The sequence below is a fragment of the Aliivibrio kagoshimensis genome (assembly GCF_050337105.1).
Taxonomy (GTDB): Bacteria; Pseudomonadota; Gammaproteobacteria; order Enterobacterales; family Vibrionaceae; genus Aliivibrio_A; species Aliivibrio_A kagoshimensis.
In genome coordinates this window covers 157,905-184,481 of sequence record NZ_JAKJSQ010000003.1, presented here as the reverse complement: position 1 = coordinate 184,481, position 26,577 = coordinate 157,905, and the positions used below count along the sequence as shown (strand labels likewise).

The following is a 26,577-nucleotide window of genomic DNA, read 5'->3' as shown; positions in this document are numbered from 1 at the left end:
GCAATAAATTAAAAACAATTTGCACACACTTTGTGTTCGTTCTATCTTTAAGGTAGATTTAAACCTTGGCGAAATATTTGGAGAACCAGTGAATGAAGCTCAATTGTGATCTTGGTGAGAGTTACGGCAGTTGGAAAATGGGACTGGATGGGGAAGCGATGCCCCTCATCGACATGGCGAATGTGGCGTGCGGCTTTCACGCCTCTGACCCTGATATCATGGCCGCTACTGTCTTAAGTGCTAAGAGTCAAAGCGTCACTATCGGCGCTCACCCGGGTTATCACGACAAAGAGGGTTTTGGCCGCAGGAGCATTCCACACTCTCCGTCACAAATTACCAATCTGGTTATCTATCAAACGGGGGCGCTTCAAGCCATTTGCCAAGCTCACCAAGTGTCGGTGAATTACATCAAACCTCACGGGGCGCTTTATAACGACATGATGAGCAGTATTACGGTTTACACCGCTATTTTAAAAGCCGCATCAGACTGCATGCCAATCCCTGCATTGATGATCTTAGCGGGACCAGACAGTGAACAGTACATTCGGTTAGCTGAGCAGTACAAAGTGAAGCTTATTTTTGAAGCATTTGCCGATCGCGCCTACACCAGTGATGGCCGTTTGGCGCCGCGTTCAATGGCGGGTTCGGTCTATCACGATAGCGCTCAAATTATTCAGCAGGTGCAGCAAATCTCTCAGTTTGGCAGTGTCACAACCATTGAGGGAACCACCCTATCATTAAGTGCTGATACCATCTGTGTTCATGGCGATAATCCAAAATCCATCGCGACGTTAAAACAGATTAAAGAAGAGCTTAGCTAATGCTTGCGTTGCAGATATCACAGGTCACAGAGAGCGCCTTAATCATCTATTGTGCGGATCAAATCGATCCCAACAATTCTGTGCACATTGCCAATTTTTGTCATCAAATTTCATTGAAATTCAGTGATAAACTGCTTGAAGTAACGCCTTCCTATACGTCAATCTTCATCGAGTTTGACCTACTGAAGATCCGCTTTTCGACCTTGAAAAAAGAGTTGACTGACCTCAACGCTCAACTCGATTCACTGATGACAAGTAGCTCAAACTGCATCACACTGCCGGTCTATTATGATCAAGAGGTCGCGCCCGATCTACAGAGCATTGCCGAGCAAAAAGGAGTGAGTGTGGCCGAGGTTATCGCGATTCACAATCAGCGCAGCTATTCGGTTTGCGCCATTGGCTTTGCCCCCGGCTTTGCTTTTTTGGCCAGTGTCGATGAGCGGATCCGCGTGCCTCGTCTAGCCAAACCTCGGCTGAATATTCCAGCTGGAAGTGTGGGTATTGCCGATCAACAAACTGCCGTTTATCCCGATGCCTCACCTGGCGGCTGGCAGATAATTGGCAACTGTCCGGTTTCCCTTTTTAACCCAAATACGCAACCAATGATGCCCTATGCTATTGGTGATACCGTCAAGTTTGAGTCGATTTCAAAATCCGAATTTTTATCTCTGGGAGGGAAAATATGTCAAAATTGGAAGTAATTCAGCCCGGTGTTCTATCCCAATTCCAAGATTTGGGCCGTTATGGTGCTAGCCAGCTTGGTCTTAGCCAGGGTGGCGCGGTTGACTTGCATGCTTATTGCTGGGCAAACCGGTTATTAGGCAATGACATGGATGCCCCGGTATTAGAGATATTATTAGGCGCATGCGCCTTTAAAGCCCACTCCGATTCACTGATGGCTATTGCCGGTGCCCAAATGAATGCGACCATCGATGGTGTGGCCGTCAAAAACTGGAGCAGCTTTATTGTTAAAAAGGGACAAGTGCTTAAACTGGGTTATGCGACGCAAGGACTAAGAGGTTATATCGCCATAAAAAGTGGTTTTTTCAGTTCGCTATTTTTAAACAGCAGCTCAACGGTAATCCGTAATAACATTGGCGGGTTAGCAAGAGTCGGTGAGAGTTTCGGCCACGGCAACAAACTTGAAAGTGGGGATTTTTTCAGTGCGCGATCATCGCAACCCGTCATTGAAACGCCGCAAACCGTTACTCAGAAATATATTCCTAGCTACCTTGATCATATTGAAGTTCGGGTTATCCCATCTTACCAGTATGAGGAATTTAGTGACGCCGCGATCGCCGCATTTTTTAACCACACATTCACCATCACTAATCAGTCCGATCGTATGGGCATCCGTTTGTCAGGTCCGGCTATTGAGTGCGATTTGAAAGGGATTATTTCTGAAGGGATAGCGCTAGGCTCAATTCAAATTCCCCCTGATGGCCAACCAATCATTCTCTTGAACGATCGTCAAACACTCGGAGGCTACCCAAAAATTGGCTGTATCTGTAAGACCGACATCTCTCAGCTCGCCCAAGCCAAAGCGGGAACCACTATCCGCTTTGTCGCCACTGATTTTGAACAGAGTAGCGAAAAGTGGATAGATTTTTCTCGTTTCTTTGGTTTAGAGTATCACCGCTCAGCAGAGTGAGTGAATGCTTCGAACTTCAACGGTTACGAACTGCAAGAGAGGGCAGAACACCCTGCTTTATGCCTAGCCCATTCTGGTCTTTTCCCTGCGTAGGATTCAAACTCTGGCTGCTCATCATAAGGATGGGTAAGCAGAGTTTGTAACCGTTCAATTTCACTGTAATCTCCCTTCTCCGCCTTTTCTATCGCTTGCTGAGCAAGGTAGTTACGCAGCACATATTTGGGATTCACCTTGTTCATCGCTGTCGCCCTGTCAGCTGCTGTATCGTATTCTCCCGATGCTCGTTCTATATAACGGGTTAACCATGCTGAAAATGCTTGCTGGTACTGTAGGGCCACTTTATTGTTATCCCTTTTTCCCACGACTGATTCTGGCTGATAAAAGCAGATCTCAAAAATCGGATACCACTGCTCAAAATCAGCTTCCTCTGCGCGTAACTTTACCTTCGCTAGTTGACGATAAAATAGAGTCATATCTGTCTCTACCCGGGCTAGCAGCTTTTCAAGATCGGTAAACAGCGCTTCATCTTTATCTCCATTACACCCTTTTAATCCCAACTTTCTGGCCATCATGGTTCGCCATTTCGCCAAGTAACTTTCACTGTACCCATCAAGTACCTGTTGCAGTCCAGTCGGTTTTTTAAACAGCGGCATAATGGCTTTGGCTAGTTGGAATAAGTTCCACATAGCGATATCAGGTTGCGTTTCAAATCGGTAACGCTTGCCTTGGGCATCAGTGGTATTGGGCGTCCAATCGGGATCGTAGTTATCAATCCAGCCATAAGGTCCATAATCAATCGTTTCGCCAATGATCGACATATTATCGGTATTCATCACTCCGTGAACAAAACCGACGCGCATCCAGTGCATCACCATGTCGGAGGTGCGCTCACACACCTCTTGATACCAACGAAGGTAGACCGCTTCGCTTAGGGTGGTCATGGCTCTCTCTTCATCCGATATTAGAGTGGGGAAGTCGGCACGAATGCAGTGTTCCACCATCGCTTGCATTAGCCCTTTGTCACCTCTTGAGGTCGGCAATTGAAAACTGCCAAAGCGGGTAAACGATGAAGAGACTCGACAAACAATGGCGCCGGGTTCAGGTTTGCGATTACCATCATAGAACATATCTCGAACTACCTCTTCCCCTGATAGACACAAACTTAACGCACGTGTCGTTGGAACTCCTAGGTGATACATCGCTTCTGAACAGAGAAACTCTCGCACTGACGAGCGCAATACGGCTAACCCATCTGCTTGCCTTGAATAAGGTGTAGAGCCCGCCCCTTTTAACTGGAGAATTTGATGCCCGTGATTAGGACTAATCGTCTCTCCGAGATTAATCGCGCGACCATCACCCAGCTGACCCGCCCAATTGCCAAATTGATGCCCACCGTAACAGAGTGCGTAGGGCTCCATGCCCTCTAGCAGCTGATTGCCACTAAAGAGCTGCACAAAATCATCCGAACGACAATCTTGCTCGGTAAAGCCGACTTTGTTAGCGACATCAAGCGATACCGCCACTAAACTAGGGTTAGCCACATGGGTTGGATTAACAAAGGAAAAAGCCGCGTAGTTCACTTGGCGTCGATAGTTATCACGATTTTTATCCGCAGGAAGGGTATTGGTGTATCGATTATCAAACTCTATTTTAGTGAGATTCACTTCTCTAATTTCCTATCAGCTCAAGACTAGACAGGGACAAACCTTGCCCCTTTAGTACTTAGTATTAGCGATTAGAGGGGAGGTTTGCAACCATGTAACCAATTTGTAATGCCTTTGCTTGGTACATGGCAAGATCTGCTTGATGAATAATCTTCTCAATATCGTCATTATCACTTCGTCGATACTGAATACCGCCGATGCTGACCGATACATAAAGCTCTTTATTTTCATATAAGTAGGCATCGGCAATTCGCATTTGAATCAATTTAGCTAATGTCTTTAACTCTTGAGGTTGCCACTCCCCTTTCAACACAATCGAGAACTCATCCCCCCCAAGTCGATAAAGGGTTCCCGCTTGAGTAAGCAGCGAAGAGATTCGTTTGCTCACTTCAACCAACACGTAATCACCCGAAAAATGACCATGTTGATCGTTTATCTGCTTAAAGCCATTCAGATCCATCATCATCAAAGAGAAGTGTTCATATTTCTCTTGAACCACCTCATCGATAAACCGATTAAATCCGACTCGATTGTAAATGTTGGTCAAGGAATCGGTAATTAACTGTTTTTCTAGGTGTGTTGTTGCTTGTAGCAATCGCTCTTCGTTCTCTTGCAGTGCATGAATGGTCTTTTTTAACCGCACCTTCATAACATCTAAGGAGTCAAAGAGGCTGACAAACTCATGATAGGTTTTTTTAGGGGCCTCAATATCAAAATCACCACGAGAAATTGAGAGTGCGTAGCGCTGAATATCTTGGAAGGGATTAGCCAAAATCAACAGCACCTTACGGCTAAATACTAACGAGATAGCCAACAATACCAATAGGCTTAAAAATAGTTTAGGGTAAAGTTCCGAGTATATATTTTTTAATCGTTTAGAGTCATTTTTTGTCACTACCAAGTAACCAATAACACTATCATCGTTACTAATGCGATACCGTTTATCGTTGTGTTCAGTGGCATCAATATCCGTTATTTGTTCTGCCATTGTGAGATCATACTCGAGTGAGTCTAAGCGAACGGAACTGACATATTCCAGTTGAGAAATGGTATTGACAAGTTGTTCTGCCATCTGCAGATCAAACCGCAATAAAGCATATTTGGCTTGGATAAGTTGGTATTCAATGGTTTCACTATAGTGCTGTTGATATTCACCTTCGGCATCTTCAACGTCTGATGAGATCAGCATCGCTGCCAACAGTAAAAGTGGTACCACCGTGACGATCAGATAGTGAAGTACGATATAGTTTGACAGTTTTTTCATTGGTTAGACGGCACAGTGAAGATTAAGCTTTTGATATAACACAGTATCTTCACCTTTTATTTTGTTGATTAATTGTTTGATAACGCTTATTTCCGCTTGAGAAAGGGCACTATTTAAGCTGTTAACTTTAATAGTAATCACATTCTGTTTCATGCCAAACACCTTATTATTGTGATTCCACACTTGATTCTTTATCTGCATTAGTGCGGCAAAAATGGCGGAATCAGAACGCTTCACCAGTGAAGCAAGTACGGCGTCTGGATAGTGCTCAGAGAGATCGTTATCGACCCCAAAAGCTTGAAGGTTACGACGTTGTGCCGCCTCTATGACTGTGATACTGGCTAATCCGGCGGCAGGAAAAACGATGTCTACACCTTGGTCAAACATCTCCTCAGCAAGCTTGTTTGCTGTTTCTGTATCTTCCCACGACAAGGTACCGGCATTGATGTAGCGTGTGATTAACTCTACATTAGGATTGGCGTCTTTTACACCCACTCGATAACCACATTGAAACTCATTAATAACCGGAATATCCATTCCACCGAGGAAGCCGACACGATCGGTTTTTGTCTTCAATCCTGCTAAAAATCCAATAATGTAAGCCCCTTTGGCGTGATCGAAAGTGATACCTAACACATTGGGAATATCATAACTGACATCCATTGAGATGAATTTTGTTGCAGGGTATTTGGCAGCAATAATATCGAAGCGAGAAATTACGTTTGAGTCTTGAACAATAATAGGATTGTAACCTTGTTGCGCGGCTCTATCTAACTCTTCGACATAACGACTAAGGTCACGTTCTATCCTAACTCGCTCAACATTTTGAGCTGACACTTGCTCAAATTTCTGCACACCACGATCTAAGAGGTGCTGATAACTGCCGGGAACCACGCTCCCTTGATAGATGATGATAGGTTTGAAGTGGGGGTTTGTTTCTGCCCAGCAAGTGCTGATAGAAAAGGTGAAAAATATAAAGATAAATAGCTTACGTAACAACATCTTTGTTCACCCTATGCTCATTGCCATTAACAAAACGCAACTCGCTAGTTTGTAACACTAGCGTATTAGACAGTCAATCAGACTCGGGTTTTGAAGAGAATAAATGAGATGCCAACAGCACTGTGAACGGTAATAAGGCTTTTTAAGTAAAAGGGCTCAATGTCATCACTCTGTTAGGTAAGTAGCTCAGCGTTAGACAGTATCCAAGCGTCTTCATGTTTAATAAAACCCAGCTTCGGGTAATAATCAATGGCGGTAGGTGAAGAGAGAAGCACCAATTGGCACTTGCTACCAAGCTGCTTGATAGTAAGTCGAATCAATTCCTTGCCGATACCTCGATGTTGTGCTTTATCGGCAACGGCAATATCCGACAGATAACACCGATAATGAAAATCGGTTACAGAGCGGGCAACGCCTACAATGGTATCCCCATGCCACGCCGTAATGAGCAAGTTTGAATGTGCAAGCATCCCCTCAATAACAGTGGTATCGTCAAGAGGACGTCTCACTCCAAGGTTAGATTGCTCTAAAAGATGAATGAATTGTGTTGTTGATATGGGTTCATTGATCTTATAAGTAATTCCGCGAGTGCCCTTCATTAAGCGCTCCCTAATCTAAATGGCTTCTTCTTCAACACCCGATTGGTTGTATATTTCTAAAAAGCCCTTTGCTGAAAAAACAAACTTGGCAGTACCATCATACGTTCGGAACTCAACAAATACTTCGTTTTTAAATTGTTCTACGATGTGTACACTTCCCTCTTCCGTTGTTGCGAAAAAATGGTTCCAATCTTCATAACAACTTTGCGAAAACTTAATTAAGGTCTCATTCACATACAGGGGATCATGAGCATAGACACCACTTCCGTTTCTTTCACATACATCGGGTGAGTAGATCTGAACAAATACAATTAACTTTCCATACTGAGAACGTCTTAACGTTGCGTATAACTTGCCATATATGGCTTCTTTTACAGCGTAATACTCACTTTTTGATTTGTACCACTCATCCACTTCACTATCGGCAAAAGCCATTGATGTGCAAACTAAACATAATAATAAAATTAGACTTTTCAAAGGACTCTCCTTTTTATCGCCAAATTAAATTTAACTCTCCCTACCCCCATTAATAGTAGACTCAAATTGCGTGATCTGTATCAAATTATTTGATGGCAATTCACTCATTATGGTTCGTTAACAGCCCACTGGAATGGATCGTTAACTTTTTTAGTATGGTATTCAGCGCCGATTTTTCATCTTCATTCAGAACGGATAACAGCTGCTGTTCTCTCACTAAAGCTTTTGGGATAAGCTGTTGACGCAGTGCTACTCCCTTCTCGGTCAAACTCAATTGGAATGCTCGTTTATCCACAGAGTCTGCTTGCTTGCTGATCAGTTGATTGGCCAACATTCTCTTGATTGCCCGGCTAATGGCCATTTTTTCTAGATTAATCATAGGGGCTAGCGCCTTAGCTGTTAACTGATTATGGCTACCTAACACCGCCAAAACTCGCCACTCATCGCGAGTAAGATCAAACTCACCAGTATAAATCTCAGCCACACAATCGCTAACGATACCTTGCAGTTGTGTCAGTTGATATGGAAAAAAGTGTTCAATATCCAGTGGTCTCTCTGGCTCTTTATTACTCATGAATCTTATCGTCCATCGGTTATATAATTGACAAAGCCCACCCATATAGTAACCTTGGTTACTATATTGACAAAGGAGTTGTTATGATTAAGTTAGAGCAAATACATCATGTTGCGTATCGATGTAACGATACCAAAGAGACCGTAGAATTCTATAAAGAAATGTTGAATATGGAGTTTTTGGTCGCTATTGCAGAAGATAAAGTTCCGTCAACTCAAGAACCTGACCCATATATGCACATATTTTTAGATGCAGGTAACGGCAATATTCTCGCTTTTTTTGAACTGCCTAATTCGCCTAAAATGGACAGAGATCATAATACACCTGAGTGGGTCCAACACATCGCCTTTCAAGTGCAAGATCGCCAAGCTTTGATCGATGCAAAAGCGGAGTTAGAGCAAAAAGGTCTCGAGGTCATCGGCATCACACAGCACGGCATCATTGAGTCCATCTACTTCTTTGATCCAAATGGCCATCGATTAGAGCTAACCTGTTTAACCGGTACACCAGCCCAGCTGATCGAATTAAAACGCGTGGCTCCATTAATGGTTGAAGAGTGGTCAAAAACCAAGAAAGCCCCTAAACACGCTGCTTGGCTTCATCAATAACGGAAACACATCTATCGGTATTAACCTTCTAGTTTTTCGCTAACAGATTGTAACCTGTGGTTTATTGGTCTATTTTTTTACTATTGCCACCACGGAGTTTTGCATTATGAAAGGTATCCTATTTTCTGAGTTTATTGCACTTGTAGAGGAGAAATTTGGATTAGACGTGTGCCAAGAGATGTTAGATCTTAATGACGATGAAGGTATCTATACCAGTGTCGGCAGTTATGATCATAGAGATCTCGTCAAACTCATTATAACACTGAGTCAATTGACGAAGATCTCTATTGAGGAGCTTCAACAAGTATATGGACAAACTGTATTCATCAGTTTATACAACAGTATGCCAAGCTTAGAGGGACAATCCTCCTCTACTTTTGATTTCATTAAAAGCGTTGAAAATTACATTCATATTGAAGTAAAAAAACTCTACCCAAACGCGAACCCACCCAGCTTTAACTTCATCTCTTCAACGGAAAGTGAATTGATCTTGGACTACCTTTCAGCAAGGTGTTTATCTCATGTCTGCTTAGGATTAATTAAAGGGTGTGCAGACCACTTCGATGAAGCGATTAACATTACAATGGCTCCTGTAAATAATGATAACTCACACGTTAGGTTTCACTTGGTACGCTTATAGAAGGGGCCAACATGTCTAATCCTCGCCAAATAAGCCCAGAAAAAGAGATAGAGCTGTTACAGCGAAAAATCAAACGAGTACAAGCGGCTAAAGAGAGTGCGGAACAGCTCTTAGAAGAGAAAAGTCGAGAGCTTTATCTAGCCAAACAGTTGGTCGAAGACTCTCTGGTTGCTGTTCAGCAACGCTCAGAACAAGACATCTCTTTATTACAATTTAAGGCTTATATAGAGTCCTTACTTCTCGATTATAACCAGTTACTACTTCAAAACCCCTTTTCTCCTCATCTCATGCAGCGGTTGGTTAATGACCTTCAAGCGATTGAACAGGTGAAGGGCGTTAGTTTATGTCTGACCACAGATGATCTTGAATCGAAATACCGAACCTTTAATGCCGGTGATTATCAATTACTGACCCAAATTCAAATAAGCAGTAAAGTTAGCATTCAAAGTGATCGGCTAACCTGGCGTGAAAACGGTAATGTAGTTTGTGTTGCCATTCAGTCTAAAGAGAAAATGTTAGGTAACCTCTCTTTTCAACTCAATTCTCCCCTCTCTTGGCAGGGTATTATTGAGAAACAGCTGATTCTATTTGCTGAGATGCTGACTGCTTCCTATGAAAGACAAGCCTTACTGACTCGAACCATCGCTGAAATGAAACGTGCTGAACACTCAGAACAAGCGACCCGAAACTTTGTTGCGATGATCAATCATGAACTAAGAACGCCACTCAATGGATTATTAGGTGCTGCTGATTTGATGACGGACACATCGCTCACGCCATTTCAAAAAACGCTAATAAAAACCATGTTGCAATCTGGAGAACTATTACGTGTCATTATTAATGACCTTTTAGATTACAGTAAAATGAGCGCCGGTATGCTGCGCATTAGTTCCCTCGCTTTTTCGCCGACCGAACTTTGCCAAACCGTTTATAGCTTATTTGCATTTAAAGCCAGTGAACTGGGTATTACGCTCCAATTTGATTATGTAACGCCACTGCCTAACCAGCTCAATGGTGACCCTGATAGAATTAAGCAGATACTGGTAAACTTAATTGGCAATGCCATTAAGTTTACCACTCAGGGATCCATTACCGTTTGTATTCGCTGGCAGGATAGCACGCTCATGTTTTCAGTCACCGATACGGGGTTAGGCATTCCGGATGATAAAATAAAAAGCCTATTTTCACCGTTTACACAAGTGGATAACACCAGTAAAAGAAACTACGAAGGCACCGGCCTTGGCTTGGCCATTTGTAAACAGCTCATTGATATGATGCAAGGAAATATCATCTTAACCTCGACACTCGGTGAAGGCAGTTGCTTTGAAGTATTCCTGCCATTGCCTCTCTCCGAAGAGCCTGAAGAGAGTCATTCTCAGCAAATTCCACCTTTTCCTATTTCAACGTTGTCAGTCTTAATCGCGGAAGATAGTCAGACCAATAGAATGCTGATTACCGCGATTCTTGAAAACCTCAATGTAGAAGCATTTATTGTCAACAATGGTGAAGAGGCTCTGCAATTTCTCGAGGAAAAGTCGGTCGATATTATTTTGATGGACTGTCGCATGCCCATTATGGATGGTTTTGAAGCGACGACTCAACTTCGCACACAAGGTTATATCAAGCCAATCATCGCTTTGACGGCGAGCACAACGCCACTTGAAAGGGAGCGATGCATAGAGTGTGGCATGGATGAGATTGTGAATAAACCCTATAAAAGAGCCGATATACAGAATGTACTCAGTCGATGGGGAGTGACACTAGATCAACAAAAATTGACCTAGATATTCCTATTTACCATTTAGTGGCTAAGCCTGTTCGCCCATTTTCCGTTATGCCCTTTACAGCACGCTTCTTCGGTATCATAAAGAATATGATCATTCACTCTCTTAAGGTTAATAGCGAGACCAAGCAGTTTTTGTTGAATCCGTGCGTTCAGATCATCGAAATAATTACTGCTCTTAAAACTTTCCAATTCCTTGTTGCTCGCAAACACACAGACTATTCTCAGTGATTTAGGAAAATCATCGTAATTCACCCTATGCGTCAGCCACTGAAACCCTTGATACTCTTTTTCCGCACTATCACATACTTCAGTCAGTGCGACTCTCAACTGATTGTCTTTTTTTTTGTCACTTTTTCGCATAACGACACCTTATCCTTATGGTATGTCCTTGCATTATTCAGAGTCAGAATGTCTCAGCCACAGATCGTCGTTCATTGGTTTACTCTTTTTGCGTTTCTTTTTGCCTGTTCCTTCAGCTTTTGCCATCGGCTTAATCGCTTCTAGCAGCGCGTCAGTGATCTCTTCATCCACTTCAAACCCTGCTACTTGTTCACGTTCAAGGCGTATCTTGTTCTTTTTTTCAATGACTATAAAGTGATGGTAATCTTCATAATCAATCAGCGACAGCGCCAAACCCACTTCACCAGCACGACCACTTCGACCAATGCGGTGCATGTAATCTGAAGGGCTTCTCGGTAAGTTAAAGTTGATCACCACTGGCAGCTTTTCGATATCAAGACCACGTGCAGCGATGTCTGTTGCAATCAATACCTCTATCTCACCCGCTTTAAAGGCTTCTAACACACGGCTACGTGCCCCTTGTCCTTTGTCACCATGAAACACATCCGCTGCAATACCACGTTTAGCAAGCTTGTCCGCTAGGTGCTCACAGTTGTTTTTTGCATTAACAAAAATAAGGGCTTGTCGCCATTGATGCTCGGTAATCAAATGTGCCAACAACGCCGTTTTTTCACCTTTATTCACGGTAAAAACACGTTGTACTAAAGTACTGCTATCCGCACTTTGCAATTGTATCTCAATCGGATCGGTAAGCAGCTGTTCAGTAAGAGCTTGTACTTGCTCAGGAAACGTCGCTGAAAAGAGTAACGTCTGCTTTTTCGTTGGCAATAGTGCTAATAGTTCAGACAACTCCTCGGTAAAGCCTAAACTTAACATTCGATCCGCTTCATCAAGCACTAAGGTTTTTACTCGATCGAGCTTAACGGCATTACTGGAGATCAAATCGAGCAGACGACCTGGCGTTGCCACCAAAATATCAGTGCCTCCTCGTAGGGCGAGCATTTGGGTATTGGCTGAGACACCACCAAACACGGAGACCGTTTTGATCTCACCATTGAAATGCACCGCATACGATTTAATACTGTCAGCAACTTGTTTGGCGAGCTCACGTGTAGGCACCAAAATCAGATCAGTCACATAGTTACCTTTACTGCTTTTGTTACGTGCTGAATGGTCAAGTTGTTGAAAAAGTTGCTGTAAGAGAGGCAGTGCAAAGCTGGCTGTTTTACCTGAACCTGTATTGGCCCCTGCAATGACGTCACGTCCCGCTAATATGCTTGGAATAACCTTCGCTTGGATTGGCGTAGGCTGTTGATATTCCAACTCAGTTAATCGAGCAAGTAGAGGAGAAATAAGGCCAAGTTCGGTGAAACTGGCAGACATTGTGGCAGAGGTCATGACGATAAAGGGCTCAAAGCTAAGATAATAGCCCGCTATGTTAGCGTATTAAGATAAAAAATACCCCTAATTAAGAGGCACAATTATTGTTGGGATTACAGTACTCCACGTTCCATCTGATCAAGCTCAATCGAATCAAACAGTGCTTGGAAGTTCCCTTCTCCAAACCCGCTGTCATTCTCTCGTTGGATCAGCTCAATGAAGATAGGTCCAAACAGATTTTTAGTGAAAATTTGCAGTAAGTAGGTTTGATCCGCTTGGCTATCGACTAAGATTTGATATTTTTTAATCTTCTCTTTGTCCTCTTTGACCCAAGGTACGCGATCAAAAACCGTTTCATAATATTCAGGAAGTATATTAAGCGTCTGTATCGAAGATTTGTCCAGTTTCTCAACCGATGAGACTAGATCACGACTTAAAAAGGCTAAGTGTTGCACTCCCGGTCCTTTATATTCATCAAGGTACTCATCAATCTGATTATTGTTATCATCTTTTCCTTCATTGATTGGAATACTGAAGGTTTTGCAAGGTGATTGCAGTGCATAAGAGATTAAAGCCGTCTTCTGTCCTTTGATATCAAAGTAACGAACTTCGGTAAAACCAAATACCTCTTTGTAGAAATCAGCCCAATATTGCATGGTGCCTTTTAAGACATTATTGGTCAGGTGGTCTATCGCTAAAAAACCTTTCTCTTCGACATAATTTGGATCCGCTATCTCTTCAAAATCCTCTTCATAGATGGAACCTTTCTCGCCCCAATTATCAATGAAATAGATCAAACTATCACCAATGCCATAAATTGCTGGATAAGGGAGGTCTTTATGAGTCGCATCGCTGGCGGGTTTCGCGCCACGTGTTACAGCAGTATCAAACGCATATTGGGCATCATCAACACGCCATCCCATAGAACAGATAGCTGGACCATGCTGTTTTGCAAATTTATCAGCAAAGCCCCCCTTTTGATTGTTCAACAAGAAGTGAATGTCATTTTGATGATAGTAACTGATCGCTTTATCTTTCAGTTTTTTCGTTTTTGAAAAACCAAAATCGGTAAACACACGATGCATAAATGCAGTGTCTGGGGTGGCGTACTCGGTAAACTCAATTCCGCATAGCCCTAATGGATTATCACTATTCATCTAGTTTTCCTTTCATTCAATAGTAGTATCAGTTGTTACTAGTATTGATGAATTAACGGTGAAATAGTAATTATCGGCCAAAGTAGACACGAACAACTTAGCAACATTTTCGTAACATTAACGGTACGATTTTACAGGTAAGTGATGACATTCTTAATTTGTATTGCGTGCAGCGTGCTCTGGTGACGTTAAGTGTACGAAATGGTTTACATCCCCGTTAAATGACAAAGTCAGTCGGCTCAACATCGATGTCACCATCTTTTAACTCAATCACTTCAATTCGGTTTCTTCCTGAATATTTGGCCTTATAGAGCACTTTATCCGCTGCGGTAATGATCATACTCGGATCGGATCCTTTTTTAGGCGCACAAACACACAGCCCAATACTGATGGTGACAACATCCGACACTTCTGAAAATTTATGTGGGATCTGCAGGTCCTCAATGGCTCGGCGACACATTTTAGCCACAGGCATGGCATTTTCAGTTTCCGCTAAAATCAACGCAAACTCTTCACCACCATAACGCGCCAAAAGGTCACTCGGGCGATGTATTAGTTGGTTCAAACGATGTGCAATGGCTTTTAAACACTCATCACCTTGCGGGTGGCCATAGTGGTCGTTATAAGGCTTAAAGAAATCAACGTCTAACAAAATAAAGGCAATATGACTCTTATTTCTAATCGCTCTTTTCCACTCTTTGCTTAACACTTCATCCATGTACCTGCGGTTAGAGATCCCCGTTAAGCCATCGACTCGGGTTAATATCCTCAGTTGTTTATTCGCTTCGTTCAATTCACAGGTCTTTTTTATCACCACTTTTTGAATCAGAGCTGCTCGATTAACCATGATATAGATGTAGAGAGCAACAAGTCCTGTGAACACAACCCCTACAATAAAGATGGTTTCTGGCAAGATAGTGCGACGGTCACTGACGTATTTAATGGTTGGTTTAGCAATGATGCTCCATTTTCGTCCCCACAACTCTGGTAACTCTTTGCGATAACGAATACTTTTGTGTTTTGCTATTCCGGTGCGGGATTGATAGCTGATTAAATTTTGCGGCTCAGAAACCGTTTCATCCACCAGATCCATATCGATACCTAACGCACTGCCTGATAAAGCTGAGCGTTGAAAAATATCATTAATTCGATATACCCCTATCACAAACCCTCTCAGGTTCTGCTGGCGATGCTTTCCTGTGTCATAACTTCCTCTGTATACAGGATAAAATGCTAAAAAGGCGACCTTAGAATCACGGTCTTGCACCAGAGTGACCTTCTCGGATGCGACCGGTTTTGCTCTGCTTGCCGACTCCTCTAATGATTTAAAGCGGGTCGGATTTGATGCTAGATTAAAACCTACCGCTTTTTCGTTACCAGCATGCGGCTCGATATAATAAACGGGGTAGTACTCTTCGGCATCTTTGGTTGCGACCATTTCTCCGTTTTCTGAACGCTCTGTCAGTTGGTAGTCCGGAAGGTAGATTTGAATTTCATCGATATAGCGTTCTTTGTCTGATGCATGAATCCTAGGAACCCATTCGACAGCATGAATAGAGGGGTGTCTGGTTAAGATGCTTTGCGCTTCTGTCTTAAAACGAGTGTACTTAGCGCTGTCACGCCCCTTAAATAGGATCGCGAGTGAACGCAGAGCTTCAAAATTGAACAGCACTTCTCGATATAATGAGGCGGCTCTTTGATCGACATCTTTACGAAATTCAAGGGTGATAGCTTTCGACTCGGCACTATAAAAAAGAAAGCTACTCACCGTCGTTAACGTCATGCCAACAACTACAACAAAAATGAGAAAAAAACTGATTTTTTTATCTGAAGCCATGAAAACCTTACTCGCAATGACACTATTATTACTATAGCAGTTAATTTGGTACTAGATACCTACTGTACCAGTAATCAAAAGGTTAGGTATAAAAAAAGCCAGTATTTCTACTGGCTTAATGGTTTATTTTATTGTCCTGTAGCTATTCTACTTCGATTGGACCACCAAATGACGTTACTGGCGGAACTTTCCCAGTGAATTTCTCAAAACTGACCAAACAGGTATTTGCACTTGTTGCCTGCGCGAGTTCTGAACTTGGGATATCTTGAGTTAAGGTATTTGGATCGCCATAGGTATCCATTGCGCCTACTTTTTCACTCATCGGCCCATACCATGCCCCCTCTTCGATACGAATAACCCCTTGAGAATAGCTGTCAGTCACCACTGCGCCCGCTAACAGTTGTCCGCGGTCATTAAAGACACGAACCAGATCACCACTCTTGATCCCTTTTGCTTTAGCATCAATCGGGTTGATATAGACAGGCTCACGACCTTTCACAGCGTACGTGGCACGTATCTCTTCCGATTCACACATCTGCGAGTGAAGGCGCTTGTCTGGGTGGCAAGACTGTAACCAGAATGGGTGCTTCTTCGATCCCGGTCCACCATGCGAACGCTCACTTTTCTCAAACCACATTGGGTGACCTTGGCACTGCTCATAACCGAAACGGTCAATCTTACGACTGAAGATCTCGATAAAGCCAGATGGTGTACCCAGTGCATTGATCTCAGGATCTTCGCGGAAATCAGCGTGACGAACCCAAGGTTTACCTTGACCAAAGTCGAGAACACCCAATTTCCAGAATTCCGCAAATTCAGGCATCTCAAACTTGCCTTTGTTCGCAGCACGACAGTCGTCATACAGTGATTTAACCCACTCCATCTCGTCCATACCACGAGTATATTGCTCCTGCTTACCAAAACGGCGTGATAACTCAGTAAAGATATCAAAGTCAGATTTCGACTGGTATAGCGGATCCACCAATTTCTGCATGGCCAATAGACCACGACCAGAATAGGAACCGTAGATATCAATATCGTTACGTTCCCACTGCGTACAAGCTGGTAGCACGATATCAGAGAAACGACAGGTTGCCGTCCAAGCAAAATCAACCGTCACGACCGTTTGCAGCTTTTGGAACGCCAGCTTCATACGGTTGCGATCTTGGTGGTGGTGCCATGGGTTATTTCCACTGATCACCATCATTTTGTAGTCCGGAAGTTTCACTTTAGAACCGTTGTACTTAATCTCTTTACCCGGCTCTAACAGACAATCAACCCAGCGTGCGACAGGAATCGTTCTGCTGTAGCCGTTGAAGTCATTATTATCCCATTTTGGCTTCTGTCCTTGGTCAACGTTTCGAGGGAAACCACCCGGTGCAGCAAAGCCAGTCGATGGGACACCAATACCGCTATAGTGGTGGCCATAAGAGACACCACCGCCTGGAAGACCAATTTGTCCAACCATGGCAGCAAGTACCGCTCCCATCCAGTATGGCTGTTCACCGTGCTCTTGGCGTTGAATACACCAGCCAAATAGAATTTGTGTACGTTCTGCAGCCATCATGCGGGCAAACTGACGGATCTGCTCAGGCGTTACCCCACAAATTTCAGCGGCCCACTCTGGAGTTTTCTCTACTTTATCTTTGGTGGTTCCCAGTACATATGGCATGAAGTCATCAAAACCTAAACAGTAGGTATCAATGAATTTTTTATCGTAAAGATCTTCAGTGTATAGCGTATGAGCCAACGCCAGCATGAAGGGTACATCAGTTTGCGGGTTGATGTAGAAGTGCTCATTCTCTAAATAACGCTGAGTTTTGTTCTTAACCGGATCCACAGAGATAACATTAATCTCACCTTGAGCTACTTTCTCTTTCAGCTGCTCAAGGTATGGGTAAGACTCATGCGTTTCACAGTTCCAACCTACCTGTAGGTTTTTCACTGGATCGGTAGCCCAGAGAATGACGTTTTTACTGTTATCTAGAATCTCAGACCAAGAGGTTCCCTGTGCATAGACTTCCGTTGACCCTAACACATACGGTAAGATCGTTTGACCTGCACCCGTTGAGTAGTCGCCTACTTTAGTAATGAAGTTACCATGCATACCAACAGCACGTTGCATGTGACTGGTGCAGCTGTGGAACTGACCCGTTTGACGCCAGCCAGTTTGACCAGCATGCAACGCCCAAGGGCCATAATCTTTTTGAACTCGCTCAAGTTCACGGTAGAAAAGATCTAACGCTTCATCCCAAGTCACACGAATAAAACGATTGTTACCGCGAGTTTCTCCGCTGTATTTATGCTTCTTTAACCAATCTAAACGAACCATAGGGTAACGAACACGGCTTGGGCTATAGATAATGCCTTTAATACCATTGATCATCTCTGTTGGGTGCTTATCCAACTCTAGCGGCTTAATCTCTTGTACTTTACCCGCATAGATATGGGCACGAAATGCCCCCCAATGTGAACCCGATACTTTCCAGGTACCCGTTGTTTCTGCTGCGTTGGCTTTTGAAGCCATTAATAGACTTGGACCGATAACCGACACAGCACTGGTGGTAGCAACACCTTTTAAAAAACTTCTTCTGCTTATAGACATATTCTGTTTAACTCCATCAATGCTTAGTGTTGGTCAGAGAAATCTGACGAGTGCTTTTGAAGGTACTTCAACACTAACGCTTTACTGTCGGTATCAAAGTTAACGAATGCCATCATACCGTTGAACATACCCGGCCAAGTGTTGGCGTCAAAATGCGCTTCTGCTGGTTGTGTGTGACACACTGAACAGTTGGTTTTGTAAGACTGCTCCGCTTGGTCCCAGATAGGCTGCACATCGCTAAGCAGTGCCTCTTTCTTCATCCAAAGTTTTGCTTGAATACGTTGCCAAGGTAGACCCGTTAAATCATCCTCTTTGGTTTCAAACTTCTCAATAATCGCATCGTTTTGCGCTGTCTCTTTAAGCAGAGAGCCGACGGCAATGTTCAGACCGAAATCTTCTTGAATAACACGGCCGAAACCTTTCAGTTTACGCCAACCTGCTACTTCAACTTCAATGGCATCTTTCGTTTCAGATATCACAGTGACACTTGAGGCTGGGTTCAGTAAACCTGCTTCTACGGTCATTGCTTTATCTTCATATAGTGGAAGATGACGAACACTGACGTAACTTTCACCATCACTGTATTTAGTATTACTGGCCAATTGCTCGAGTTCGCCAATCATGCCTCCAGAGCTGTCCATATCTTTAGGAAGGTGGTGAGCGATACCTTTGTGGCAATCTAAACAGCTTTGATCTCGCTCTTTAGCTTGCTTCATCTGAATACGGGCGGTTGGTTTCATTTTATCGAAATCCATACCATCGTAATCATGACAGTTGCGGCACTCCAAAGATTTGTTGGCACTAAAACGTTCCCACTCATGTTGAGCTAGGATAATACGGCGTTCTTCGAATTTCTCTTGGGTATCAATGCTTCCAACTAGGTGAGCAAACACCTCTTTGCTCGCTTGCATTTTACGCGCAATTTTTGATGTCCACTCGTGTGGAACGTGACAATCAGGGCACGTTGCACGAACACCAGAGCGGTTTTTATCGTGAATGGTACCTGCGTATTCTGGCGCGATATTATCGGCATGGCAGCCTACACAAAACTCTTCGGTGTTAGTGGCTTCAAGCGCGGTGTTAAAACCACCCCAAAAGATGACACCTGCAACGAAGCCGCCAAGAGTTAACACACCTAAACTGATATGGACACTTGGACGAGCAAACGTCTGCCAAGCTTTGACTAAAAAGGATTTCATTATGTTCTCACTTCTAAAATGATTATCAATGTAATAGAGATCAAGTAGGGATTAACCGCCATGCCCAGGAAGCCCGAAGAACAGCTCCTGCATAAACCAGACGGAAAAACCATAAGCGCCAACGACACCAACACTAAGAATGGGGAAGAGGATCACGGTAATGAAAAAGAAGGCACGCCATTCATTGGCGCGTGTTTCAGAAGTTACATTGCTCATTATCTAACCTTTTACTTACGCTTTTATGAAGCGTTTATAGATTTACTAACTCTAAACAGTGGCGTTTAAAATTAACTTTATTCCGTAAATATAGACACCCTGTCCAACTCTTGTCTGTATTTTTAAGAAAAATTAGATAATTCTTATGATAAAAACAGAAACCGCTCATAAATGAGCGGTTTAATTAGTCCTTTATAGCAATTATACCATTAGTTTATAATTTTAGAGGTATGATCTAAATCAACATTCTCGTGATTGATTTTAGCTGTAAATCCTTTCAATCCAACTACATGGACATGCTCTCTGTCTTTAAAGATCTTACGAACTAGCTTATAAGTGGTTCCCTGTTCTGGGCTGATGTTCTCAGGTGCTGCAATCATGAGCTGCATGTCTAAGCGATCACAGAGATCAAACAGCGTAGTGATGGACTTACCATCTAAACGTGCGGCCTCATCCAAGAAGAGTAGACGACATGGAAGCAGTTCTTTACTTCGCAACCGGCGAGATTCTTCTTCCCAACTCTGAATCACCATTAGAAGAATCGATTGACCCGTGCCTATCGCTTCCCCCGTTGAGAGTGCTCCAGACTCGGCCTTTAACCAACCATCTGTGCCACGGTTAACTTCGATACCTAAATCCAAATAGTTACGGTAATCGAGTAACTCTTCACCCAACACTTGTGGAGAGCGTTGCCCTACCTCTATGTGCGGATTCAGACGTTGGAATAACTTAGCCATCGCTTCAGAGAAAGTGAAACGTGCATTGTTAAACAGATCTTGATGCTGTTCACGGTTTTCGGACAGTCCCGCTAATAACGTTAAATGTGTTTCACGGATGTCTACATTCAAACGTACCCCGGTAACTTGACCAAAGCCGATACTTGAAAGCCCTTGGTTTAGCATGCGGATACGGTTCTGCTCGCGCTGGATGGTTTTGCGGATAATCAAAGCTGCACTCTCTGAACTGATAGAGAGGCGGTTCTCACGTTGAGTCAGCTCTTCTGTCAACCTTGCTAGTTCTACTTCCATCTCTTCAATCGCTTCAACCGGATCATCAGTGTGAATGATGTCTTGTCTGATGCGTTCCCGAAGGTGTTGATAGACGGCGATATAGAATAATACTTTGCGTTCAGGTCTCGCATTATCTTCAGATTGACGCAGTGCATCGCGCAGATCATCATTATCTGACACCGCAATTCGTAGCGCCCCTAATGATTTATCCGACATAGACCGCAGCTCACCTGCAGATAAATAAGCCAGTTCGCGGCGATGTAGGCGGCGCTCAACATCATTAGCTCGTGCTAATTTCAACACTGAGCACCAACTCGCTTTGGCGTTCACCACAAATTTGCGATGTTCTTTATACTCTTTTTCTACTTTACGAAGCTGTTTCAGTGTCGATTTGATCTCTAACTCATGTGCCGTATTGCTCTTTTCTATCTCACTACGACGTGCTCTAGAGCTGTGTAGGCGCTGATTTAATTCATCACGCCGCTGCTGAGCACGATCTTGGGCTTGATGATCAGCGTGTACTCCGAGCTCTTGAAGTTCGCGACTAAACTCTTGAATGGTTTCTAACTTGGCTTGATGCGCACTTTTTAACGACGCCATTAACTGGCTGTATTGGCTGTTTTGACTGCGAACCTGTTTTAACTGCGCGCGATTCTGAGTACGAGTGAGCTCGGCCGTTACCAATTTACGTTTAAGCTGTTCATTCAGTTCGCTGCTCTTTCCAACAAGCTCGATGGAATCGGCATAGGTAAAGTGCTGGCGACGTTCAACCACATCAGCAAGTGCAAACAGCTGAGCTTTACGTGTTTTTAACGCCGTTTCCGTATTTCTATAGTTTACTTGCAACGCGTCAAACTGCTCAGGATCGGTATCCAGAGCATGTAATAGGTGCTCAAGTTCCCTCACTGACACTGCGTGCTGTTTGGTGAACTGCTCAGCGTCACTTAAGGTATCGAGCTGGCTCTCTAGCGCTTTAAAACGTAACTCTACAGACTCATCTTCAAGCAGACCAACCACAGGAGCAAGTTTACTGAGCAGAACCAACGCGTCACGACTGGCCACTAACTGACTGCGGTGTTGTTGCTCTTTACTGACAAGTTCACTCATTTGGCGTACGAGTTTACTCTGTTTTTCATACACCGATTTCAATTGTTGCTCGGGATCTGGAGTAAAAGCTAACGCCAAATGGGTTGAGACAAAACGGTTGAAACTCTGATAGAGACGCTGCATTTTTTGTGAATCAAACGCCGCTTTTACAAACCGCTCTGCCACGTCATCATGCTCTTCGCGTAGCAGTTCTAAACGCTGTTCACGCGCGGCACGACCAAAAATAGGTATCTCAGGGAAACGAGAATAGCGAAGCTGACGATCATTGAGATGCACACAAACAGCATCTTCCAGTTCGACCACATCAAACACGCTATCATCAAAAGCATCAACATCCCCTTCGATGACATAAAGATCATCAGGGCAGTCATCCAAGTCCCCCAGTTTTTCTTTAATTCCTTTAAGATCAGATACAATGACCGCATGACGAGCTGGGCCGTACATTGAACTAAAATAGGCAGCATCATCAATGCTTATATCATCATAAATCTCAGATAACAGAACACCGCCTAAAGAGTCTGCAACCCCTTTCAGGCCGGCATCAGCGCTGCCTCCCGGTGCGGCCAAACGTTCAATCTCTCTCTCTAACTCACTCTTTGCAATGGATAAACGATCTTTTTCACTTGATAGTGTTCGCTCTTTTTCTGAGGTGAATTGCAGCTGCGTCATGACTGACTCACTGTCAGGAAGGTCACTGCCACACTGTTCGGTTAACTGTTGTAGACTGTCATTGGCGGCGATCCATGCTGGAGCATGTTGTTGTAACGTCTGGATCTGTTGCTGAAGTTGTTGTTCTTCACGCTTCATATCGCTACGTTGCTCAATGATTGTCTCTTGCGTCTGTTGCAGAGTAGCAACTTTCTCTTCATGACCTGCTTGCTCTTCCGAAAGCTGCCATTCACTGTTGATTTCAATATGAAAGCGTTTGTTATACTCCGCTGAAATTTCTGTCGCTTGTCGAGCGTTTCGAACGGAGCGTTCAAGATCACGGTACTGTGATTTAAGCTGCTCAGCGTGCTCCGTTACCCCTTTAAGCTCTCTGGCTTTGTCAATAATCGCCACCGCAGCCTCTTTCGCTTCTCCACGCTCTATCGAGCCTGTGATCGAAATAATAATCTCTAAACCGCGCTCAAATTGACTTACTGCAGCTGAAGACATGTCAACTTTATGCTTAAGTGCTAATAAGGCATTGGTTTGGATCCCCTCTTGCTGCTTAAACTCCGCTTGAAGCGATCCTACGTTGTCCTGATTTAACTTGTGACCCTCACACAGTTGCTGAGCGTTGTGCAGTGCATTAACCGCTTGTTGATATTGCAATGCTCGAGTCTGCTGTACATCAAGCGCTTGCTGATAATCGGCCAATTGCGTTTTGAGGCTGTCGACCTCCTCTTCACTCATTTGCGACTGTTCTTCGGCGGCAAGAAGTTGCTCTGTCGCCTCTTCAACAATCATCACCTGCTCTTCAAGTCTCTCAGTTAATTCTTCAAGATCCTCTTGGTAACGCTCAACTTTCTCTTGTTGACGCACTGCCGTTTGAACCAGTTGTAAATGGTCAGACGCGGCTTGGTGATCTTGCTCCAGTCCTTCCTCTTGTTCCATCAATTGCTCAAGCTCTGTCTGCCCAACATCGAGTTGAGAGCTGTGAGAAAGCAGGCTGTCACGAGACGCCATTAACTCAACACGATGGCCAAGGGTTCGGTCTAACTTATTGCGGCGCTCGTTAGCATGACGCATGTAGTCTGCGGCCACATAATGGGTTGATTCAGTAATCAGATGTTTAAACAGATCGCGATCTGATTGGGTCACTTTAATCGCTTCAAGCGTCATGCGGTTTTCGCGAAGCGCCGCTTCCATATCTTGAAAGGCCTTTTTCACCCCACCATTCTGTGGCAACAGGTAATCACGCAGTGAACGCGTTATCGCACTAGAGATCCCACCATACAACGAGGCCTCAATTAGGCGATAGAACTTAGAACGATCCGACGTATTTCGAAGTTTTTTCGGCAATACACCAAATTCGAACATCTGCGCATGGTAGTCCGCGACTGAATTAAACGCTTTAAATTGCACGCCTTCATAGTGAGCAACCACCTCTTTCACTTCATTAAGCTGACGGACTCTTGCTTGATTGTTTGATACCGTTTCAATCAGTACTTCCGTGGGTTTCACATGACTGGGTAATCCATGAATCACAAATGGCTTGATATCAACTTTTTTATCTCGTCCCGCCACTTGCTGCAATTTAACAGCAAACAGAATGCGCTGTTTTCTTGAGTTCACAATATCTAATGTGGCGTAACAAGCTCCCGGTTTTAGCTTGCCATGCAGTCCTTTATCTCGTGACGCTTGCGAGCTACCAGCTTCAGTAGTATTTCGAAAGTGAAGTAAGCTCTGATCTGGGATAAGGGTTGTAATAAACGCCGCCATGGTGGTCGATTTACCCGCACCGTTACCACCAGATAGGGTGGTAACAAGGTTATCGATATCAAATGTGCGGGCAAAAAAGCCATTCCAATTGACCATCGTTAATGATTGATATTTACCACGTTCAATCATGCTCATGCTTCACCTTCCACTGCGTTTTTTTCTGTTGTGTCTTCTGCTAAATAGTCTGTCTGTTCAAGCAGATCTAACTGGTCTTCTTGCTCGGCATTCTCTGTTTCGAGCTCATGGTGTAAATCGAGTGTTGATTGGCTGTGCGGTTGCTGATGAACAACCACGGCTTCTCCGTCTCGGATAAGGCGTAATTGCGCATCACGAACATCGTCTCCAATTCTCACATCGGCCCCAAAGCGAAACACCGCTTCACTGATTCTAAATTTTCCATTTTCACCAACCGGCAGTACCATTCCTAATCGGCGTAAGCGGCGTAACGACGTTTTCACTTTGTCGTACAACTTCTCACGATCAAGATCTGATCCGGTGGCACGGTTGGTGACCAATCTCATTAATTTCTTTTCATCAGAGAGTGTTATTAGTTCATCAAATAACTCTTGATTGGTGAAAATACCTTCATGGGCCAATCGCTCTGGGCTTAAGTATAAAAAGCAGAGCACTTTACCCACTAACATATCTAACTCAGCCAATACACTTCGACTGATCAATGAGGTTGAACGTGGACGTAGATAGAAAAACCCTTCTGGTGCTTTGACGAGTTCAGCGTGGTAGCGTTGATAGAAAAGCGCTAATTCACTGTCAAACTCAACTAAAAATCCATGATTATCTAAGTCATCTGTTGAGATATGTCGACCCGCACGTAATAAGCTGTCTAGCTCTGGGAAAAGCGGGTTTGCAATTGCTTGTGCCAGTTTTTCAGGCATGAAATCTTCAATATTTGTCAATGACATTTGCTTGTACCTTCGCACCAAATTTATTAATAGATTGCCAGATTGGCTGTATCGCTTTCAAATCAGACTCGGAATAGCCTAGGCGCACAGCATGATCAATAATAATTCTAGCCAAATCAAAATGTTGGCTTTGTGGGTGCTGGTTTAAGTAATCCTTTAACACCCCACTTAACTCAATAGGAGCACCGGTTAACTTGTGCTGCTCTAACCTCTGCTCAATCTGCAAGGCGAGCTGTTCATTCACCACCGTTAGCTCTTCATACTCAACCTCGTCGGGAAGGATTCCCGTCACCTCTTCATCTCGTAGGATCAACGCATCATCACGCAGGTCTCTGAGTCTTTCCGCATCTGCGTAGGTTAAATACCATGGTGCCTCAAGGTAATCACCGATCGATTGTCTTAATCTTTGGCTAAACGCTCTATTTTTATCCATGTCGATAGCAGTACGAATAAACTTATGAACATGACGGTCATAACCTATCCAGAGATCGATTGCTTGTTGTCCCCAACTGACAATTCGATCCAGCTTCATCTGGAGTGAATAGAGTAAGGTTTCAATAAATTCCAGCTCATTCACACCATAAACGAGTTCTTGGATATCCAAGAGTTGAGTTTGTAGTTGATCACCCGCCGCTTGTAGAGAGTCTTGCAGCTCTCTTAACGTACCAGACGTTTCATTAAGCAGATGTTCACAGCTAGAGATCGCTTCGCGCCAGTTTTGATTAAGCAGCTCGGCGATGTCATTTTTGACCTCTTGCTGCTGTTCGTCCATGACACGTTGGTTCAGATCGATACGGTCGAAAATCTCACCGACGCTGTATTTCAGCACCGCATAGACGTTAGTGCGCCAAAACTGCTCCGACCCACCAGTAGTGGCAGAGTTCACCGCTTTTTGAATCTCGTCAGCCGCCATAGTTAACTGAATCGACAGTTTTAATGTTGAGAACTGACGGTGTCTAACGTAATAATCGGTAATACCAATCGCCAGTGGCGTGAGTCGATAGATACTTGCACCTTCTGTAGACTCACCACTAAAACGGCTAACCAAACGCTGACGAACTAACTCATTAATGGCGTTGTTTGCTCTAAACACTAAGGTGTCATTAGATTGTTCAAACATCTCACTCACGATCTTAAACGCGTCATGCAGCTCGCCTTCGCCGAGTTCTTCGTCATACCTTTCATTACTTAATACTGCGATTGCTAATAGAAATGCCAATCTCTCTGGGGGCAAATTCAATGAGAGATCTTGTTGCTTAACCCAACCAACCATTTCGTCAATGGAGTGATCAGGCATAGCCGTCGAAAACTGACTCATTCTGTTTCCTTTACA

General features: G+C 43.8%; 22 protein-coding genes. 6 read left to right on the top strand and 16 right to left on the bottom strand.

From position 1 onward, the window contains the following. Nucleotides 1-92 precede the first annotated feature (92 nt). From L4C32_RS01775 to L4C32_RS01765, 3 genes are read left to right on the top strand one after another with little or no spacing between them, the layout of a single operon-like run. Nucleotides 93-821: a 5-oxoprolinase subunit PxpA gene (locus L4C32_RS01775; protein WP_428195138.1), complete on the top strand. Its 729-nt coding sequence runs from the start codon at nucleotides 93-95 to the stop codon at nucleotides 819-821. Continuing rightward, the gene (gene pxpB, locus L4C32_RS01770; protein ID WP_428195137.1) at nucleotides 821-1,522 is read left to right on the top strand and encodes a 5-oxoprolinase subunit PxpB; all 702 of its coding nucleotides are present in this window, start codon (nucleotides 821-823) and stop codon (nucleotides 1,520-1,522) included. Before L4C32_RS01775 ends, pxpB begins: the two co-directional genes overlap by 1 nt. Beyond that, on the top strand, nucleotides 1,504-2,472 hold the full coding sequence (locus L4C32_RS01765) for a 5-oxoprolinase subunit C family protein (RefSeq protein ID WP_428195136.1): 969 nt from the start codon (nucleotides 1,504-1,506) through the stop codon (nucleotides 2,470-2,472). Before pxpB ends, L4C32_RS01765 begins: the two co-directional genes overlap by 19 nt. Nucleotides 2,473-2,495: 23 nt before the next feature. Here L4C32_RS01765 and L4C32_RS01760 read toward each other — a convergent pair whose 3' ends face one another. The 6 genes from L4C32_RS01760 to L4C32_RS01735 form a co-directional block, all read right to left on the bottom strand. Continuing rightward, nucleotides 2,496-4,136, bottom strand: coding sequence for a protein adenylyltransferase SelO (locus L4C32_RS01760; RefSeq protein WP_428195135.1), 1,641 nt, complete (start codon nucleotides 4,134-4,136; stop codon nucleotides 2,496-2,498). Between the two features lie 64 nt (nucleotides 4,137-4,200). Further along, nucleotides 4,201-5,400, bottom strand: coding sequence for a GGDEF domain-containing protein (locus tag L4C32_RS01755; protein ID WP_428195134.1), 1,200 nt, complete (start codon nucleotides 5,398-5,400; stop codon nucleotides 4,201-4,203). A gap of 3 nt (nucleotides 5,401-5,403) precedes the next feature. Continuing rightward, nucleotides 5,404-6,402 carry a BMP family ABC transporter substrate-binding protein gene (locus L4C32_RS01750; protein ID WP_428195133.1) on the bottom strand — a complete coding sequence of 333 codons (999 nt, stop codon included), beginning with the start codon at nucleotides 6,400-6,402 and terminating at the stop codon, nucleotides 5,404-5,406. A 173-nt stretch (nucleotides 6,403-6,575) separates the two neighbouring features. After that, a complete protein-coding gene (locus L4C32_RS01745; protein ID WP_428195132.1) occupies nucleotides 6,576-7,001 on the bottom strand; it encodes a GNAT family N-acetyltransferase in 426 nt (141 codons plus the stop codon). Between the two features lie 15 nt (nucleotides 7,002-7,016). Next, nucleotides 7,017-7,478 (bottom strand): hypothetical protein, encoded by a 462-nt coding sequence (locus tag L4C32_RS01740; protein WP_428195131.1) that lies wholly within the window; start codon nucleotides 7,476-7,478, stop codon nucleotides 7,017-7,019. Between the two features lie 100 nt (nucleotides 7,479-7,578). Then, the gene (locus tag L4C32_RS01735) at nucleotides 7,579-8,052 is read right to left on the bottom strand and encodes a MarR family winged helix-turn-helix transcriptional regulator (RefSeq protein ID WP_428195130.1); all 474 of its coding nucleotides are present in this window, start codon (nucleotides 8,050-8,052) and stop codon (nucleotides 7,579-7,581) included. An 83-nt stretch (nucleotides 8,053-8,135) separates the two neighbouring features. Between L4C32_RS01735 and L4C32_RS01730 the strand changes: the two genes are divergently transcribed. From L4C32_RS01730 to L4C32_RS01720, 3 genes are all read left to right on the top strand, one after another. After that, nucleotides 8,136-8,660, top strand: a complete 525-nt coding sequence (locus L4C32_RS01730; RefSeq protein WP_428195129.1) for a VOC family protein — start codon at nucleotides 8,136-8,138, stop codon at nucleotides 8,658-8,660. Between the two features lie 106 nt (nucleotides 8,661-8,766). Then, the gene (locus L4C32_RS01725; RefSeq protein WP_428195128.1) at nucleotides 8,767-9,300 is read left to right on the top strand and encodes a heme NO-binding domain-containing protein; all 534 of its coding nucleotides are present in this window, start codon (nucleotides 8,767-8,769) and stop codon (nucleotides 9,298-9,300) included. 11 nt (nucleotides 9,301-9,311) lie between these two features. Beyond that, entirely contained in the window at nucleotides 9,312-11,084 is a 1,773-nt protein-coding gene (locus tag L4C32_RS01720; RefSeq protein ID WP_428195127.1) for an ATP-binding protein, read from the top strand. 17 nt (nucleotides 11,085-11,101) lie between these two features. On the opposite strand, the gene L4C32_RS01715 is transcribed toward L4C32_RS01720, so the two are convergent. The 10 genes from L4C32_RS01715 to mukF all read right to left on the bottom strand — a co-directional run bounded on the left by L4C32_RS01715 (nucleotide 11,102) and on the right by mukF (nucleotide 26,562). Further along, entirely contained in the window at nucleotides 11,102-11,446 is a 345-nt protein-coding gene (locus L4C32_RS01715; RefSeq protein WP_428195126.1) for a Fis family transcriptional regulator, read from the bottom strand. A gap of 33 nt (nucleotides 11,447-11,479) precedes the next feature. Next, the gene (locus tag L4C32_RS01710) at nucleotides 11,480-12,784 is read right to left on the bottom strand and encodes a DEAD/DEAH box helicase (protein ID WP_428195125.1); all 1,305 of its coding nucleotides are present in this window, start codon (nucleotides 12,782-12,784) and stop codon (nucleotides 11,480-11,482) included. A 95-nt stretch (nucleotides 12,785-12,879) separates the two neighbouring features. Beyond that, entirely contained in the window at nucleotides 12,880-13,923 is a 1,044-nt protein-coding gene (hppD, locus tag L4C32_RS01705) for a 4-hydroxyphenylpyruvate dioxygenase (protein ID WP_428195124.1), read from the bottom strand. Nucleotides 13,924-14,140: 217 nt separating this feature from the next. After that, nucleotides 14,141-15,760 (bottom strand): CHASE domain-containing protein, encoded by a 1,620-nt coding sequence (locus L4C32_RS01700; protein WP_428195123.1) that lies wholly within the window; start codon nucleotides 15,758-15,760, stop codon nucleotides 14,141-14,143. A gap of 142 nt (nucleotides 15,761-15,902) precedes the next feature. Beyond that, nucleotides 15,903-18,365 carry a trimethylamine-N-oxide reductase TorA gene (gene torA, locus L4C32_RS01695; RefSeq protein ID WP_428195122.1) on the bottom strand — a complete coding sequence of 821 codons (2,463 nt, stop codon included), beginning with the start codon at nucleotides 18,363-18,365 and terminating at the stop codon, nucleotides 15,903-15,905. A 23-nt stretch (nucleotides 18,366-18,388) separates the two neighbouring features. Continuing rightward, nucleotides 18,389-19,564 (bottom strand): pentaheme c-type cytochrome TorC, encoded by a 1,176-nt coding sequence (gene torC / locus L4C32_RS01690; RefSeq protein WP_428195121.1) that lies wholly within the window; start codon nucleotides 19,562-19,564, stop codon nucleotides 18,389-18,391. 51 nt (nucleotides 19,565-19,615) lie between these two features. Then, nucleotides 19,616-19,780: a trimethylamine N-oxide reductase system protein TorE gene (gene torE, locus L4C32_RS01685; protein WP_428195120.1), complete on the bottom strand. Its 165-nt coding sequence runs from the start codon at nucleotides 19,778-19,780 to the stop codon at nucleotides 19,616-19,618. Nucleotides 19,781-19,989: 209 nt separating this feature from the next. After that, the gene (mukB, locus tag L4C32_RS01680) at nucleotides 19,990-24,459 is read right to left on the bottom strand and encodes a chromosome partition protein MukB (RefSeq protein WP_428195119.1); all 4,470 of its coding nucleotides are present in this window, start codon (nucleotides 24,457-24,459) and stop codon (nucleotides 19,990-19,992) included. Next, entirely contained in the window at nucleotides 24,456-25,244 is a 789-nt protein-coding gene (gene mukE, locus L4C32_RS01675) for a chromosome partition protein MukE (protein WP_428195118.1), read from the bottom strand. Before mukE ends, mukB begins: the two co-directional genes overlap by 4 nt. Beyond that, complete coding sequence (gene mukF, locus L4C32_RS01670) at nucleotides 25,225-26,562, bottom strand: chromosome partition protein MukF (protein WP_428195117.1); 1,338 nt, start codon at nucleotides 26,560-26,562, stop codon at nucleotides 25,225-25,227. Before mukF ends, mukE begins: the two co-directional genes overlap by 20 nt. Between the last annotated feature and the right edge of the window lie 15 nt (nucleotides 26,563-26,577).

Bases quoted from the DNA above. Each gene is read 5' to 3' on its own strand.
- L4C32_RS01775 (WP_428195138.1), top strand. From the start codon at position 93: ATGAAGCTCAATTGTGATCTTGGTGAGAGTTACGGCAGTTGGAAAATG.
- pxpB (WP_428195137.1), top strand. From the start codon at position 821: ATGCTTGCGTTGCAGATATCACAGGTCACAGAGAGCGCCTTAATCATC.
- L4C32_RS01765 (WP_428195136.1), top strand. From the start codon at position 1,504: ATGTCAAAATTGGAAGTAATTCAGCCCGGTGTTCTATCCCAATTCCAA.
- L4C32_RS01755 (WP_428195134.1), bottom strand. From the start codon at position 5,400: ATGAAAAAACTGTCAAACTATATCGTACTTCACTATCTGATCGTCACG.
- L4C32_RS01750 (WP_428195133.1), bottom strand. From the start codon at position 6,402: ATGTTGTTACGTAAGCTATTTATCTTTATATTTTTCACCTTTTCTATC.
- L4C32_RS01745 (WP_428195132.1), bottom strand. From the start codon at position 7,001: ATGAAGGGCACTCGCGGAATTACTTATAAGATCAATGAACCCATATCA.
- L4C32_RS01735 (WP_428195130.1), bottom strand. From the start codon at position 8,052: ATGAGTAATAAAGAGCCAGAGAGACCACTGGATATTGAACACTTTTTT.
- L4C32_RS01730 (WP_428195129.1), top strand. From the start codon at position 8,136: ATGATTAAGTTAGAGCAAATACATCATGTTGCGTATCGATGTAACGAT.
- L4C32_RS01725 (WP_428195128.1), top strand. From the start codon at position 8,767: ATGAAAGGTATCCTATTTTCTGAGTTTATTGCACTTGTAGAGGAGAAA.
- L4C32_RS01720 (WP_428195127.1), top strand. From the start codon at position 9,312: ATGTCTAATCCTCGCCAAATAAGCCCAGAAAAAGAGATAGAGCTGTTA.
- L4C32_RS01715 (WP_428195126.1), bottom strand. From the start codon at position 11,446: ATGCGAAAAAGTGACAAAAAAAAAGACAATCAGTTGAGAGTCGCACTG.
- L4C32_RS01710 (WP_428195125.1), bottom strand. From the start codon at position 12,784: ATGACCTCTGCCACAATGTCTGCCAGTTTCACCGAACTTGGCCTTATT.
- hppD (WP_428195124.1), bottom strand. From the start codon at position 13,923: ATGAATAGTGATAATCCATTAGGGCTATGCGGAATTGAGTTTACCGAG.
- L4C32_RS01700 (WP_428195123.1), bottom strand. From the start codon at position 15,760: ATGGCTTCAGATAAAAAAATCAGTTTTTTTCTCATTTTTGTTGTAGTT.
- torA (WP_428195122.1), bottom strand. From the start codon at position 18,365: ATGTCTATAAGCAGAAGAAGTTTTTTAAAAGGTGTTGCTACCACCAGT.
- torC (WP_428195121.1), bottom strand. From the start codon at position 19,564: ATGAAATCCTTTTTAGTCAAAGCTTGGCAGACGTTTGCTCGTCCAAGT.
- torE (WP_428195120.1), bottom strand. From the start codon at position 19,780: ATGAGCAATGTAACTTCTGAAACACGCGCCAATGAATGGCGTGCCTTC.
- mukB (WP_428195119.1), bottom strand. From the start codon at position 24,459: ATGAGCATGATTGAACGTGGTAAATATCAATCATTAACGATGGTCAAT.
- mukE (WP_428195118.1), bottom strand. From the start codon at position 25,244: ATGTCATTGACAAATATTGAAGATTTCATGCCTGAAAAACTGGCACAA.
- mukF (WP_428195117.1), bottom strand. From the start codon at position 26,562: ATGAGTCAGTTTTCGACGGCTATGCCTGATCACTCCATTGACGAAATG.